This window comes from Eikenella glucosivorans (assembly GCF_016025525.2).
GTDB classification, from domain to species: domain Bacteria; phylum Pseudomonadota; class Gammaproteobacteria; order Burkholderiales; family Neisseriaceae; genus Eikenella; species Eikenella glucosivorans.
This window is the reverse complement of sequence record NZ_JACSGR010000002.1, coordinates 367,821-381,504: the sequence shown is the minus strand read 5'-3', so window position 1 is coordinate 381,504 and position 13,684 is coordinate 367,821. Positions and strand designations below refer to the sequence as shown.

The 13,684-nt window shown below is 60.2% G+C and carries 14 protein-coding genes and 1 tRNA gene; 10 read left to right on the top strand and 5 right to left on the bottom strand.

What is annotated here, in order from left to right:
* Positions 1–90 precede the first annotated feature (90 nt).
* From ccoG to H9Q10_RS03855, 4 genes are all read left to right on the top strand, one after another.
* On the top strand, positions 91–1,593 hold the full coding sequence (gene ccoG, locus H9Q10_RS03870; RefSeq protein ID WP_420841833.1) for a cytochrome c oxidase accessory protein CcoG: 1,503 nt from the start codon (positions 91–93) through the stop codon (positions 1,591–1,593).
* 7 nt (positions 1,594–1,600) lie between these two features.
* Entirely contained in the window at positions 1,601–2,188 is a 588-nt protein-coding gene (locus H9Q10_RS03865; RefSeq protein ID WP_197902705.1) for a FixH family protein, read from the top strand.
* A 183-nt stretch (positions 2,189–2,371) separates the two neighbouring features.
* Complete coding sequence (locus H9Q10_RS03860) at positions 2,372–4,654, top strand: NADP-dependent malic enzyme (protein WP_197902704.1); 2,283 nt, start codon at positions 2,372–2,374, stop codon at positions 4,652–4,654.
* Between the two features lie 192 nt (positions 4,655–4,846).
* Positions 4,847–5,503: a protein-L-isoaspartate O-methyltransferase family protein gene (locus H9Q10_RS03855; RefSeq protein ID WP_197902703.1), complete on the top strand. Its 657-nt coding sequence runs from the start codon at positions 4,847–4,849 to the stop codon at positions 5,501–5,503.
* Between the two features lie 82 nt (positions 5,504–5,585).
* On the opposite strand, the gene H9Q10_RS03850 is transcribed toward H9Q10_RS03855, so the two are convergent.
* Positions 5,586–5,662, bottom strand: a tRNA-Arg gene (locus H9Q10_RS03850).
* Positions 5,663–5,882: 220 nt separating this feature from the next.
* Here H9Q10_RS03850 and H9Q10_RS03845 point away from each other — a divergent pair.
* Positions 5,883–6,686, top strand: coding sequence for a c-type cytochrome (locus H9Q10_RS03845; protein WP_197902702.1), 804 nt, complete (start codon positions 5,883–5,885; stop codon positions 6,684–6,686).
* A gap of 104 nt (positions 6,687–6,790) precedes the next feature.
* On the opposite strand, the gene H9Q10_RS03840 is transcribed toward H9Q10_RS03845, so the two are convergent.
* The 4 genes from H9Q10_RS03840 to prmA form a co-directional block, all read right to left on the bottom strand.
* Complete coding sequence (locus H9Q10_RS03840; protein WP_197902701.1) at positions 6,791–7,216, bottom strand: hypothetical protein; 426 nt, start codon at positions 7,214–7,216, stop codon at positions 6,791–6,793.
* Positions 7,217–7,436: 220 nt separating this feature from the next.
* Positions 7,437–7,982, bottom strand: a complete 546-nt coding sequence (locus H9Q10_RS03835) for a DUF924 family protein (protein WP_197902700.1) — start codon at positions 7,980–7,982, stop codon at positions 7,437–7,439.
* Between the two features lie 101 nt (positions 7,983–8,083).
* The gene (locus H9Q10_RS12325) at positions 8,084–8,911 is read right to left on the bottom strand and encodes an MJ0042-type zinc finger domain-containing protein (protein WP_197902751.1); all 828 of its coding nucleotides are present in this window, start codon (positions 8,909–8,911) and stop codon (positions 8,084–8,086) included.
* A gap of 139 nt (positions 8,912–9,050) precedes the next feature.
* The gene (gene prmA / locus H9Q10_RS03825) at positions 9,051–9,947 is read right to left on the bottom strand and encodes a 50S ribosomal protein L11 methyltransferase (protein ID WP_197902699.1); all 897 of its coding nucleotides are present in this window, start codon (positions 9,945–9,947) and stop codon (positions 9,051–9,053) included.
* A gap of 151 nt (positions 9,948–10,098) precedes the next feature.
* On the opposite strand from prmA, the gene hscB reads away from it, so the two are divergent.
* The 5 genes from hscB (at position 10,099) to H9Q10_RS03800 (ending at position 13,492) form a co-directional block, all read left to right on the top strand.
* Positions 10,099–10,599: a Fe-S protein assembly co-chaperone HscB gene (gene hscB / locus H9Q10_RS03820; RefSeq protein WP_197902698.1), complete on the top strand. Its 501-nt coding sequence runs from the start codon at positions 10,099–10,101 to the stop codon at positions 10,597–10,599.
* 96 nt (positions 10,600–10,695) lie between these two features.
* Entirely contained in the window at positions 10,696–11,478 is a 783-nt protein-coding gene (locus H9Q10_RS03815) for a BPSS1780 family membrane protein (RefSeq protein WP_197902697.1), read from the top strand.
* Positions 11,479–11,630: 152 nt separating this feature from the next.
* Entirely contained in the window at positions 11,631–12,329 is a 699-nt protein-coding gene (locus H9Q10_RS03810) for a phosphoglycolate phosphatase (protein ID WP_197902696.1), read from the top strand.
* Positions 12,316–12,777, top strand: coding sequence for a recombination regulator RecX (gene recX, locus H9Q10_RS03805; protein ID WP_197902695.1), 462 nt, complete (start codon positions 12,316–12,318; stop codon positions 12,775–12,777). The genes H9Q10_RS03810 and recX overlap by 14 nt, the downstream gene beginning before the upstream one ends.
* A 106-nt stretch (positions 12,778–12,883) precedes the next feature.
* Entirely contained in the window at positions 12,884–13,492 is a 609-nt protein-coding gene (locus tag H9Q10_RS03800) for an NUDIX hydrolase (RefSeq protein ID WP_197902694.1), read from the top strand.
* Positions 13,493–13,684: the final 192 nt, after the last annotated feature.

The window sequence follows — 13,684 nt, the reverse complement described above, 5'->3', positions numbered from 1 at the left end:
CATCATATACGATTGCCTTTCCCTATCCTCCGCCATATCCTGCTGACACCCTTCCCCCCGCAGCGTATAATCCCGCACGCAAACCGCAGTATCCATACCAAAAAGCAAGCCGCAGCCATAGCGGCGCCAAAAAGGAACACCACCATGACGGAACCCGCAGCCAAAGCGCCCCAACCGGCGCCCAAAGAGCAGGTGATTTCCCTGTATCAGGGCGCCAAACGCATCCATCCCAAGCAGGCCAAAGGCCGCTTTGCCAACCTGCGCATCTGGGCCATCCTCGCCACCCAATTCGTGTTTTACGTGATCCCCTGGTTCAACCTACACGGCCGCCAAGCCGTGTGGTTCGACATCCCCGGGCGGCGTTTCCACATCTTCGCCTTCACCCTCGTGCCCAACGATTTAATCTACCTTACCGGCCTCCTGCTGCTTTCCGCCTTCGGCCTGTTCTGGTGGACCACCATCGCCGGGCGCCTGTGGTGCGGCTATGCCTGCCCGCAAACGGTTTATACCGAAATCATGCTGTGGATCGACCGCCTGGTGGAAGGCGACCGCAACAAGCGCCTCAAGCTCGATAAATCGCCGTGGAATTTCAGCAAAATCCGCATCAAGCTCACCAAATACCTGCTGATTTTCGCCGTCTGCGCCTGGACGGGCATCACCTTTGCCGGCTGGTTCAGCCCCATCCGCCCACTGGTGGCACACATCTTCACGCTCAACTGGGCGGCCGTGTCCGGCGCCGCACTGATTGCCGCCGCACTCTACGGCACCTTCACCTGGTTATTTGCCCATATCATGCGCGAACAGGTGTGCAAATACATGTGCCCCTACGCCCGCTTCCAAAGCGCCATGTTCGATCGCGACACGCTGATCATTTCCTACGACCCGGCACGCGGCGAGCCGCGCGGCGCGCGCAAGAAGAACATCAGTCGAGAAGAAACCGAGTTGGGCGACTGCATCAACTGCACCATGTGCGTACAGGTGTGCCCCGTGGGCATCGACATCCGCGACGGCCTGCAATATGAATGCATCGGCTGCGCGGCCTGCATCGACGCCTGCGACGAAATCATGGATAAAATGAACTATCCGCGCGGCCTCATCCGCTATACCACCGAAGGCGCGCTGGAGAAAGACTATCCGGAAAAACAAATTCCGCGCCGCATGCTACGCCCGCGCGTATTGGGCTACGGCTCGGTGTTGGCCGCCGTGGCCGTAGGCTTGGTTATCGGGCTCCTGATGCGGCAGGAAGTGCACATCGACATCGTGAAAGACCGCGGCGTGATGGTGCGCCAAAACCAAGACGGCTGGCTGGAAAATGCCTACAACCTGCGCATCACCAACGCCAGCGAACAGCCGCAAATCCTCACTGCCAGCGTATCCGGCTTGGAAGACATCAAAATCACCGGCCTGCCCGAAGGCGGCCTGCGCATCAACGGCAGCGACAGCATTACCGTGCCCGTTCAAGTGGCCGTGATTCCCGACTATGCCGAAAAAGGCAGCAACCCCATCGTATTCACCTTCCGCTATGCCGCCGAAGGCAAACCCGATGCCGAAGCCGCCACCATCAACACCAAAAGCACATTCATCGGAGAGTAAAACAGAAATGAACAAGCCCCGCCCGCCCGGCTCCGGCAGCGCGCCGGCCAAACCTTGGTATCGACACCCCTGGCCGTGGCTGCTGATGGCCGGGCCCGCCATCGTGGTGGCAGCCGGCTTCTACACTTATTATCTGGCCGCCCACCGCAACAACCCTTCGCTGGTTACCGACGACTACTACCGTGAAGGCAAAAACATCGCCCTGCAAATGGAACGCGACGAAGAAGCCGAGCGTCGCCAAATCCGTGCCGACGTGCTCATCAGCCCCGATGGCAGCCGCGCCAAAATCCTGCTCAGCGGCCAAATCGAGCCCGACACCCCGCTCAAACTCACCTGGCTGCACCCCGGTCGCGACCAATACGACCAAACCGTGGAAATGCAGCGCCAAGGCAGTGCCGAAACCGCAGCCGATCGGGTAGAATACGCGGCGGTTTTCCAGCCGCTGCGCCCCACCGACCACTGGTATGTGCGCGTGGAAGACGACGCCGGCAAATGGCGGGTGCAAGGCATCTGGTATCCGAAAAACGGCTACAGCATGAACCTGGTTCCGCAGGTGCAGCCGGTGGCGCCCAACCCGCCGGCCGCCGAAAAATAACGGCACACGGCATTTAACCCCCGCGGCCGGTTGTTTGACAGCCTGTTTTCCGTTTGGCAGAAAGCCCGCCGCGCAGTATTTTCAGGTAGCCTTTGCTTTTATTGCAGCCGCATTTTCAGGTAGCCTCTTTCAACCACCCATGTTTCCCCTCTTCTTCTCATTCTCACGATAAAGGACTCCCCCATGGACGACATGATTAAGCAAGCCGCCCTCGATTTCCACCAATACCCCCAGCCGGGCAAAATTCAGGTAGCCCCCACTAAGGCGCTGGCCACCCAGCACGACCTTTCGCTGGCTTATTCGCCCGGCGTGGCTGCACCCTGCATGGAAATCCACGCCAATCCGCAAGATTCCTACAAATACACCGCCCGCGGCAACCTGGTGGCCGTGATTTCCAACGGCACCGCCGTGCTCGGCTTGGGTAACATCGGCGCCGAGGCCAGCAAGCCGGTGATGGAAGGCAAAGGCGTATTGTTTAAGAAATTCGCCGGCATCGACGTGTTCGACATCGAAATCAACGAAACCGACCCTGAGAAACTGGTGGAAATCATCGCTTCCCTAGAGCCCACCTTCGGCGGCATCAACCTGGAAGACATCAAAGCGCCTGAATGCTTCTATATTGAGAAAAAACTGCGCGAACGCTGCAAAATCCCGGTATTCCACGACGACCAGCACGGCACGGCCATCATCACCGCCGCCGCCATCCTCAACGGCCTGCGCGTGGTCGGCAAAGACATCGGCCAAGTACGCCTGGTGTGCTCCGGCGCCGGCGCCGCCGCCATCGCCTGCCTCGATTTGCTCGTGGCCTTGGGCATGAAGCGCGAAAACATCACCGTATGCGATTCCAAAGGCGTCATCTACCAAACCCGTGCCGACCGCGACCGCATGGACGAAAGCAAAGTGCGCTACGCCATCGCCGACAACGGCTGGCGCGCCTTGGGCGATGCCGTGCCCGGTGCCGACATCTTCCTCGGCCTCTCCGGCCCCAATGTGCTGAGCACCGATATGCTCAAACAGATGGCCGCCTCGCCCATCGTGCTGGCCATGGCCAACCCGCAGCCGGAAATTTGGCCGCCGGAAGCCAAAGCCGCCCGCCCCGACGTGATTATCGGCACCGGCCGTTCCGACTTCCCGAACCAAGTGAACAACGTGCTCTGCTTCCCCTTCATCTTCCGCGGCGCGCTGGATGTGGGCGCCACCACCATCAACGAAGAAATGAAGCTGGCCGCCGTGCGCGCCATTGCCGATTTGGCCATGGCCGAGCAGAACGACAAAGTGGCCACCGCCTATATGGGCGCCGAGCTTAAATTCGGCCCCGAATACCTGATTCCCAAGCCCTTCGACCCGCGCCTGATTGCCCGAGTGGCGCCCGCCGTGGCCAAAGCCGCCATGGATTCCGGCATCGCCACCCGCCCGATTGCCGATTTCGCCGCCTATGAAGAGAAGCTGAACGAATTTGTGTATAAATCCGGCCTGTTTATGAAGCCGATTTTCGCCCAGGCGCGCACCGAGCTCAAACGAGTGGTGCTGGCCGAAGGCGAAGACGAACGCGTGCTGCACGCCACCCAGCAGATTGTGGCCGGCAAGCTAGCCGCGCCGATTCTGATCGGCCGCCCCAACGTGATCGAAGAGCGCATCCAGAAAATGGGGCTCACCATCCGCCCGGGTACCGATTTTGAAGTCGTGAACAACGAAAACGACCCGCGCTATCCAGAATACTGGCAGGAATACTACCGCCTCCAGCAGCGCAACGGCATCACCCCCGATCTGGCCAAACGCCGCGTGATCTCCAACACCACCCTCATCGGCTCGCTGATGCTGGAGCTCGGCCACGCCGACGCCATGGTGTGCGGCACCGTCGGCCACTTCCAACACCACCTCGGCATCATCTCCAACGTGGTCGGCTACGACAACCCCCAACACACCGCCTGCGCCATGAACGCGCTGATCTTCAGCGGTCACAACCTGTTCATCGCCGATACCTATGTAAACGCCAACCCCACCGCCGAACAGATTGCGCAAAGCACTCTAATGTGTGCCAAAGAAATCAAACGCTTCGGCATCACCCCAAAAGTGGCGCTGCTTTCGCACTCCAACTTCGGCTCCGTGCCCTCCGAAAGCGCCGGCAAAATGCGCCGCGCCCTCGAGCTCATCCGGCAAGCCGACCCGCAGCTGGAAATCGACGGCGAAATGCAGGGTGACGCCGCCCTAGTGGAAAGCCTGCGCCAACAAAGCCTGGCCGAATCCACCCTCAAAGGCGCCGCCAACCTCCTGGTGATGCCCAACGTGGAAGCCGCCAACATCAGCTGCAACCTGCTGCGCGTCGCCACCCCCGAAGGCGTCACCATCGGCCCGATTCTGCTGGGCATGAAAAAACCGGTACACATCGTGAACCAGTTTGCCTCCGTTCGCCGCCTGGTGAACATGGTGGCACTCGCCGCCGTGGACGCGCAACGCCAAGGCTAAACGGCTGAATCCGTAACAGCCAAAAGGCTACCTGAAAATTCCGGCTCCGCAGAAACCCGCGCAGCTCGTTTTCAGGTAGCCTTTCTAACGTTTAAACAGCCTAAATGAATTTGCCTAAGCATATATCGGATAAAAACCAAATTCGCTATAATCCCGCCCCAAACCACATATCAAACCGCCGCCGGAGCAGAAATGAACTACTTTGAACAAGCCCGCTTCAACATGGTCGAACAGCAAATCCGCCCTTGGAACGTGCTCGATTTCGACATCCTCGACGTATTGGCCGAGCTGCCGCGCGAGCAGTTCGTCGCCCCCGAACAACAAGCCTACGCCTATGCCGATACCACCCTGCCCCTGCCCAACGGCGGCGCCATGCTCGAGCCCAAAATCGTCGCCCGCCTGATTCAAGGCCTCAAGCTGAGCAAAGAAGATACCGTGCTCGAAATCGGCACCGGCTCCGGCTACGCTACCGCCATCCTCTCCAAACTCGCCGACCGCGTCATCACCGTCGATACCGACCAAGCCCAACAGCAAAAAGCCCGCACCGTGCTCGAGCGCCTGGGCATCACCAACATCGAATACCGCATCGGCGACGGCCTGGCCAACCCGCCCATCGCCACCGTCAGCGCCATCTACGTGGGCGGCTCCTGCCCCGTGATGCCCGAAACCCTGCGCAACAAATTAACCGCCGACGGGCGCATGGCCGTCATTCTCGGCCGAGAGCCCGTCATGCGCGCCCTGCTCGTGCGCCGTAGTGGCGAAGGCTTCGAGCAAAACGTATTGTTCGACACCGTCGCCCCCGCCCTGAGCAGCCCGGCGGTAAACCAGCCTGCTTCATTCCGCTTCTAACATTTTCAGGTAGCCTCACTCAGCACAAAGAGGCTACCTGAAAAACAAAAAAGCAGCCAACCGGCTGCTTTTGCACGAAAACTGGCGCACCCAACAGGGATCGAACCTGTGACCTTCAGCTTCGGAAACTGACACTCTATCCAACTGAGCTATGGGTGCGAAGCGCGTAAGAGTACCCCAAAACCGCAGCAAAGGCAAAAAATTTTGTCGCCTTCCGGCGGCATACCGGTACAGAATACAAATTTGCAATTGGAAGCACCTGCCGAATTCAGTATAATTTGGCAAAATTTACAAACCGCTTAACAAACCGATACCGAAACGCAGTCTGTGCCACCAAGTATCGTGTCTCCAATAACTACCAAAACAGCGAGGCTCCCGCATGAACACCACTACCACCAGCATCAAAGGCTCCGCCCTCACCACCTTCATCGGCGGCTTGGCCGTATTGCTGATTGTTTTATTCCTACTGGTCAAACTGGCCACCACCGGCTACTCCAGCGAAGTGGCCGATATGACGCCAAGCGCCGTGGAAACCCGCATCCAGCCCGTCGGCCGCCTGCAAATGGGCGACGGCACCCCCGTGGGTGAGCGCGAAGGTGTGCAGGTTTTCAACAAAGTCTGCATCCAGTGCCATGGCGCCGATGTTAATGTCGCCTTCGCCCCCAAAATCACCCATAACGCCGAGTGGACCGCCCGCATCGCCAAAGGCTTCGACACCCTCGTGAATCATGCCGTCAACGGCTTTAACGGCCCCGATGGCGGTCAGATGCCAGCCCGTGGCGGCGATACCTCCCTTACCGATGACGAAGTCGCCCGCGCTGTAGCCTATATGGCCAACCAATCCGGCGGCAACTTCACCGCCCCCGCCGTGCAGAAAGGCGATGCCGCCGCTTCCGGCGCCTCCGCCCCTGCCGGCCAGGGTGCAGCCGCCAACGGCGAAGCCGTGTTCAACAAACTGTGCATCGCCTGCCACGCCGCCAACTCCGCCTTCCCCAATTCACCCAAAATCACCCACAACGACGACTGGGCACCGCGCTTGGCGCAAGGCCGCGCCACCCTAGTGCAGCACGCCATCCAAGGCTTCAAAACCATGCCCGCCCGCGGCGGCGATGCCAACCTGAGCGACGCCGACGTGGAAGCCGCCGTGGTATATATGGCCAACCAATCCGGCGGCAAACTGTAAGCCACCCTACTCATACAAAAGGCTACCTGAAAGCGAGCAACGCAAGTTTCTGCGAAGCTAAAATTTTCAGGTAGCCTTTATTTCACACCGATCAGGCGGACAAACTATCCGGCCGTTTTCAAAAACGCCGCTATCCTGCGCTCAAACGCCCGCACTGCCCGCTGGTCGGCACGCGGCGCCGTGCACAGCTGTGCATTCCGGTAGCCGTTCACAGGCCGGCAGCGCACACCGTCCAACTTGTCCCAGCCGATATAGGCCTGCAAACCACGCCGGTTCAGCAGGAAATAGCCGCTCGGTGCCGTGCTGGGCTGGCTATCGCCTTGCGCATACAGCCCTTCCCAAATATTGCCTTCCAGATTTTCCAGCTTATATTGCTCAATCAGCGCACGGTCGGACGCGCGCGGCGCCGTTTTCAGCAGCTGCGCGGTTTCGCCACGCAAACGCTGTATCTGCTGCTCAGAGCCGTATTGCTGCGCCAGAGCCGTGCCGCCGCAAACCAGCAGCAATGTTGCCAACATCATCTTTTTCATCGATTTTCTCCCAATCAACTGCGGATATTCCGCAACCTTTAAAACCGCAGCCAGTCTAACACCGGCCACAATAACAGGCTACCTGAAAAACCAACTCCCTTGCCTTCCAGCAATACTTTCCACTTTGCAGCACCGCCCCGGCTCCGCCAAGGCACCGACCCGCTCCGTTAAAGCCGGTATTTTCAGGTAGCCTTTTCAGGCATCAAACCATCATCAGCACTTAAAACGACGAGCCCGGCTGCTGCAAAAATGCCAGCTCCTCCGCCGTACTCTGCCGCCCCAGCACCGCATTGCGGTGCGGATAGCGCCCGAAGCGCTCAATGATCACCTGATGCTTGATTTCAAAATCCAGCGCGTATTCATTGGTGTAGCGCGTAAACAATTCCACCGCCTGCCGGTGGATAACTCGGCTTTCGCTGTGCATCAGCGGCATCAGCATAAAGTGCCGCTCTTCCGGCCGCATCTCAGCAAAACCGGGCTGGCGCACCGCTTCCTGCGCCAGCGCCACGGCCATATTGTCCTGCGCGAAGGCCAGCGGGCTGTTGCGGTGCAGGTTGCGCGAAAACTGGTCGAGCACGATGATTTCCGCCAACCGGCCGCGCAGCGTATCGCGCCACGTATCCAATTCCGACTGCGCCGCTTGCGCCCACACTTCGGCAAAGCGCCCATAGATTTGCCGGTCAAACTCCTCGCTCTTGGCAAACCAAAACGGCTTATTCTCCTCGGCAAACCAAAATGCCAACACGTCATCCGGGCGGATACTCATTAACTTTCCTTTCATTTACAATCGGTTAAACAATATAAAGGCTACCTGAAAATCTGCGGGGATGTTTCAGGTAGCCTTTTGGGGATCTTTATGCAGAGCCATCAATGCTTCATGATCAGCAGATAGTAAAACAGCTGCATAATCAAAACAGTGAGCGCCACCAACGAAGCCAGCGTCCAGTTGAATTCGCTGTGGGTGGCGGCGGCACCGCCGCCGGATGCGGCAGGGGTGGGCGCGGGCGCGCTATCGGCAGCGGGCTGGTCGATGACGGCGGGCAGCTTGGCGGCGCTAGTGGGCAGATGCAGCGCACCGCCTTCCCGGCCGGACACGAGGTTGAACACCAGGCTCTCGGCCTGGATGTGGATATTTTGCGTTTGACCGTTGCCGGCGGCGGCCGATTGCGCGCTTTTCAGCAGGGTGTCGATACTGGGCAGCACGGTGGGCGGAGGCGGGGCGGCAGCGGAGCGTTGCAGCAGTGCTTCGATGGCGGAAGCATCAGTGTGCACGTTGGCGGCGGCGCTTTCTTCATCAGCATAGAGTTTGAAAGGCATGGCCTGGCCGGTGTCGTTGTCGAGCGCCATACGCTGACGGCGCAGGCGGCTATCGATTTCGTCGAGCTCGGCGGCCACGGCATTTTTCTGCGATGGGGCGCTCTCTTCTCCGCCCTCATGTTGGGCGGCCATGGCGGCGGATTGCTGCTTGAGGCGGGCGAGCTTTTCCCGCAGCGGTATTTTGGCGTGAATCAGGTCTTCTTTCAGGATGCCTTCGCCGGCCGGCGCGGCGGCCGGCTGGGCTTTGGGCTTGCGCGCCACGGTAAAGGCATGCCGGCACTGGCTGCATTGCACCCGGCCGTTGGCCGCCTGCAAATCGGCTACGGCATAGTGGTTCTCCGCACGGCAGCGGGGGCAATTGAGTTTCACGGTTTTCATGTGTTCGGCAATCCAATACTGATGTTTCGGCCGTTATTTTAAGAAAATTAATGCGCTTTTACCATTTTCAGGTAGCCTCTTGGCGGCTAACTGTCGGTTTTTTGTATATTTTGGAGCCGTTGTACGGATTTTGCGGGCGTTACCCGGCTTTACGCACGCCGGTGAGCCGCACCCAGCCGCCCTCTTCCGCTGCGGGCTGCATGTCGAACCATTCGCTGTAGATGCCGCCCAATTCCTGCGCCTGCTCGGCCAGAATGCCGGAGAGGATGATGCGCCCTCCCGCTCGGGTGCGCCCGGCCAGCATACCGCCCAACAGGCGCAGCGGGTTGGCCAGGATGTTGGCGACGACCACGTCGTATTGCTGCGCGGCAGGCAGGTCGTCGGGCAGGAAAAAGCGGGCGGCGGCTTGGTTTTGCCCGGCGTTGCTGCGGCTGGCTGTGATGGCCTGCTCGTCGATGTCCACACCGTCGGCGGCAGCGGCGCCGAGCTTGAGTGCGGCAATGGCCAAAATGCCGGAGCCGCAGCCGTAGTCGAGCACTCGGTCGGCAGCGCGGATGTTTTCATCCAGCCATTGCAGGCACAGGCGGGTGGTGGGGTGGCTGCCTGTGCCGAAGGCGAGGCCGGGGTCGAGCCGCAGGTTTACGGCGGATTGGTCGGCAATATCGTGCCAGGTGGGCACAATCCACAGGCGTTCGGAAATGCGGATGGGGTCGAACTGCGATTGTGTGAGCCGCACCCAATCCTGCTCCGGCAGCTGCTCGATATGATACTCCGGCACATCCAGCCGGCTCTCGGCGGCGGCGGCGGAAACGGCAGCAGCCACGTCGGTGCTATCGTCAAACAGGGCGATCACGCGGCTGCGCTGCCAGATTTGGCCGGTTTCCTCGCCCGGTTCGCCGAAAATGGCCTGTTCTTCATCCGTGCCGGCATAGGCGTCTTCAATCGCGGCAGACAGAGCGCCGGCGGCCATCAGCGCATCGGAAAACTGTTCGGCCCGGTCGGCTCCAACCGGGATACTGGCTTGTTGGTAAGGCATAATCGCCACCCTTTCAAACGGTAAGGGCGCGTATTGTATAGCAAGCCGCCAACCGGCGCAGCATCGGGCTACCTGAAACCCGTCGGTTGAAGCCCCTCCGTTTCCTCTCTACAATATCCCCCATCCCCAAAGGCCACCTGAAAGCACACACATGCCCCGTCCCTTCCAACTTTTCAACCTGCCCCCGCAGTTCGACCTGGACCCCGCTGAGCTCGAGCAAACCTACCGCCGGCTCGCCGCCCGCTTCCACCCAGACAACACCGCCACCGCCTCCGCCTTCGAGCAGAAACAGGCCGTGATGATGGCCGCCGCCGTAAACGAAGCCTACCGCCTGCTCAGCCAGCCGCTGGAACGCGCCGTTTTATTGTTGCAGGCACAAGGCATCCAAGCCGACTCCGAAGAGCGTACCGCCTTCGACCCCGAATTCCTCATGCAGCAGATGGAATGGCGCGAAGAACTGGCCGATGCCCGGGCCGAATCCTCTACCGAACGGCTGGCCGCACTCGACAAGCGAGTGGCCGCCGAAGAAGCGCAGCTGCTGTCCAAACTCAGCGCCGCCTTCCAAGCCGCAAACTACGCCCAAGCCGCCGAAATCGTGCCGCAAGGCCGCTTCCTCGCCAAACTGCGGCAGGAAATCCGCGCGGCTTTGTAAACACAACAGGCTACCTGAAAAACCATAGCCGCGATGTGATGCAATCAAATTTTCAGGTAGCCTGCTCACTTCCACCAACTCAACAAGGAATCCATAATGGACAACCCGCAATTCAACCGATACGCCCCGCCGCGCACCAGCGGCGAACCGGATTCCGCCGCCCGCAGCGGCTACCTGGCCGAGCCGCAAGCCGTGCCGGCCGGCAATGCCAAAGCATGGATCGGCGATGCCTGGCGTTTGTTCAAACTACGACCGGGCAAACTTATCGGCGCCACGCTGTTGGTTGGCGCCATCAATATCGGCTTGAGCATGCTTCCATATATCGGCGGCCTGTTGCAGGCAGCCTTCGCCATCTTTGCCGTCGCCGGCTTTTCATTTGTTGCCAAACAATTGGAAGAAGAAGGCGATTTCGACTTCGGCCAAATTTTCATCGGCTTTCAGGAAAACACCAAAGCGCTGTTGACTATCGGCGCAATCGGCGCAGTAGTGGCCTTGCTTAGCAACCTTGCCTTAATGGCCTTGTTGATCGGGCAAGTGGGCGATGTCAGCAGTGCTGCCAATCTGGATATGGATGAAGCGCAAATCATGTCTGCCGGCCTTTCCGTGATGGGGCTGTCCCTGCTGCTGGGCATCATTTATTCCGCCTTCACTTTCCTCGCCCCAACCTTGATTATCTTGGAAAACGAAACACCCATGCGCTCCATCCTGTTGAGCTGGCAAGGTTTCAGCCGCAATATCGTCGGCGCGGCATTATGCGGCCTGATTTCGGTATTATTGATGATTGCCGGCGCGATTCCCCTGCTCCTCGGCTTGCTGGTGGTGATGCCCACATTGATGATGGTGCCTTATACCGTGTACCGCGATTTGTTCTTCAAATAATGGCCAAAGGCTACCTGAAATTTTTAGCTTCGCAGAAACTCCGCTGTGCTGCGTTTTAACTTCGTTGAAGCTTGCGCTTTCAGGTAGCCTTCTTATCGCCCGCCCATGCTAAAATCCGCCATCCTTTCCTACTCCACTCCAGAGGCCATCCCATGACCACCCGCCCCGATATCCGCGCCGCCGCCTTCGACCTCGACGGCACCCTAGTCGACTCCCTTGCCGACCTCGCCGCCGCCGCCAACGAAGCCCGCCGCAGCGAAAACCTGCCCCTGCTGGATGAAAAGCAAATGATGTCCTACGTGGGCGACGGCGTGGGCAAACTCGTGCACCGCGCCCTCACCGCCGACCCCAACGGCCAAGCCCCCGATGACGTATGGCAGCGCGCCTTCGCCGTGTTCGCCCAACACTACGCCGAACACCTCGACCGCCACACCTACATCTACCCCGAAGTGCAAACCGGCCTCCAGCTCCTCAAAACCCTCGGCCTGCCGCTGGCCGTGGTCACCAACAAACGCGAAGCCTGGGCCGCCGAGCTGCTGCGCCGCCTCGGCCTCTCCGACCTCTTCAGCCTCATCGTGGGCGGCGACACCCTGCCCCAGCGCAAACCCGATGCCGAGCCGCTCCTGCATGCCGCCGAAGTATTGGGCGTACAGCCGGAACACCTCGCCATGGTAGGCGATTCCCGCAACGACATCCTCGCCGCAAAAGCCGCCGGCTGCTTTGCCATCGGCGTGCGCTACGGTTATGCCGACATGGACAAATTGGCCGAAAACCCCGCCACCCGCCCCGACTGGATCGTTTCCACCCTGCCCGAAATCTACGACCGCCTGCGTGCCGATGAGCGCCGTTAAATCTCTGCGCAGCCGCGCCCTCGCCCTGCTCTCCCGACGTGAAATGTCTCAAGCCGAGCTGCGGCGCAAGCTCGCCCCCTACGCCGAAGACCCCGCCGAAATCGACGCGCTGCTGCAAGAATTTGCCGATCGCAACTGGCAATCCGACCGGCGCTACGCCGAAAGCTATGTATACAGCAAAGGCAGCCGTTACGGCCGCCTGCGCCTCGCCCAAGGCCTGCAGCAGCAAAACCTCGACAGCTGCCTCATCGAAACCGCCCTGCCAAGCCGCAGCAGCGAACGCGCCACCGCCCGCGCCGTATTGCGCAAAAAGTTCAAACAGCCGCCTGCCGACTTTGCCGAACAGCAGCGCGCCGCCCGCTTCCTCGCCTACCGCGGCTTCGACAGCGACACCATCCGCCACGCCCTCGACCACGCCTGGCAGGAAGAAGACGAATGGCAGGAGTAAACCAGGCTACCTGAAAAACTAAACCGCAATGCGAGTTAAAGCGAATTTCCGTAAAGCACAAACCCTACGCCAACTTTTCAGGTAGCCCCAAGCCAGCCAGCACACCATGCCCTTCCATCCCGCCCCCTTCCTCAACTTTGCCGCCACCGCCCCCGAGCCCGAAAGTTTCCGCCAGCGCCGCCTCATCTGGCAGCCACTCCGCACGCACTTCACCCCCGCCGCCGTGCTCGTCGGCTTCGTGCCAAGTGACCAAGGCAGCGGCATCCTGCTCACCCTGCGCAGCAGCAACCTGCGCGACCACGGCAACCAAATATCCTTCCCCGGCGGCCAAATCGACCCCGCCGACACCGGCCACACCGCCGCCGCCCTGCGCGAAACCCAAGAAGAGCTCGGCATCCCGCCCGGCATCTGGCAAATCCACGGCAGCCTCCCGCCCAGCTACCTGCCCAGCGGCTACCAAGTCACCCCCGTGCTCGCCACCGCCCGCCGGCAGCCCGCCTGCCGTCCCAACCCGCAGGAAGTGGCCGAAGCCTTCATCGTGCCGAGCAGCCTCGCCCTCAACCCCGCCTCCTACCGCCTCGAAACCTACCAACACCAAGGCCTCAGCGCCGCCATGCCCGTGCTGCAATATCACCACCGCCTCATCTGGGGCGCCACCGCCGCCATCCTCTACCGCCTCGCCCATATTCATGCCGATTACCGCCAAATCAGCTGAATACCCCAAATCTCAGGCTACCTGAAAAACAAAACCCCGCTTAAAACACAAGCAAAAAGCCGCCTTCCCAAACAGCCAATACACCAGCCCTCTTGCTAAAACCATTTTTCAGGTAGCCCAAACACCCAAAAGGCTACCTGAAAACCTGCCTACATCACATTTTCCCCATCGTTCCACCACGCAACCCCCGCC

What these genes read in the sequence shown, in the direction of transcription:
- H9Q10_RS12325 (WP_197902751.1), bottom strand. Translation starts at nt 8,911, where the DNA reads ATGAAAACCGTGAAACTCAATTGCCCCCGCTGCCGTGCGGAGAACCAC.
- H9Q10_RS03845 (WP_197902702.1), top strand. Translation starts at nt 5,883, where the DNA reads ATGAACACCACTACCACCAGCATCAAAGGCTCCGCCCTCACCACCTTC.
- H9Q10_RS03815 (WP_197902697.1), top strand. Translation starts at nt 10,696, where the DNA reads ATGGACAACCCGCAATTCAACCGATACGCCCCGCCGCGCACCAGCGGC.
- hscB (WP_197902698.1), top strand. Translation starts at nt 10,099, where the DNA reads ATGCCCCGTCCCTTCCAACTTTTCAACCTGCCCCCGCAGTTCGACCTG.
- H9Q10_RS03860 (WP_197902704.1), top strand. Translation starts at nt 2,372, where the DNA reads ATGGACGACATGATTAAGCAAGCCGCCCTCGATTTCCACCAATACCCC.
- prmA (WP_197902699.1), bottom strand. Translation starts at nt 9,947, where the DNA reads ATGCCTTACCAACAAGCCAGTATCCCGGTTGGAGCCGACCGGGCCGAA.
- H9Q10_RS03800 (WP_197902694.1), top strand. Translation starts at nt 12,884, where the DNA reads ATGCCCTTCCATCCCGCCCCCTTCCTCAACTTTGCCGCCACCGCCCCC.
- H9Q10_RS03840 (WP_197902701.1), bottom strand. Translation starts at nt 7,216, where the DNA reads ATGAAAAAGATGATGTTGGCAACATTGCTGCTGGTTTGCGGCGGCACG.
- H9Q10_RS03865 (WP_197902705.1), top strand. Translation starts at nt 1,601, where the DNA reads ATGAACAAGCCCCGCCCGCCCGGCTCCGGCAGCGCGCCGGCCAAACCT.
- recX (WP_197902695.1), top strand. Translation starts at nt 12,316, where the DNA reads ATGAGCGCCGTTAAATCTCTGCGCAGCCGCGCCCTCGCCCTGCTCTCC.
- H9Q10_RS03810 (WP_197902696.1), top strand. Translation starts at nt 11,631, where the DNA reads ATGACCACCCGCCCCGATATCCGCGCCGCCGCCTTCGACCTCGACGGC.
- H9Q10_RS03855 (WP_197902703.1), top strand. Translation starts at nt 4,847, where the DNA reads ATGAACTACTTTGAACAAGCCCGCTTCAACATGGTCGAACAGCAAATC.
- H9Q10_RS03835 (WP_197902700.1), bottom strand. Translation starts at nt 7,982, where the DNA reads ATGAGTATCCGCCCGGATGACGTGTTGGCATTTTGGTTTGCCGAGGAG.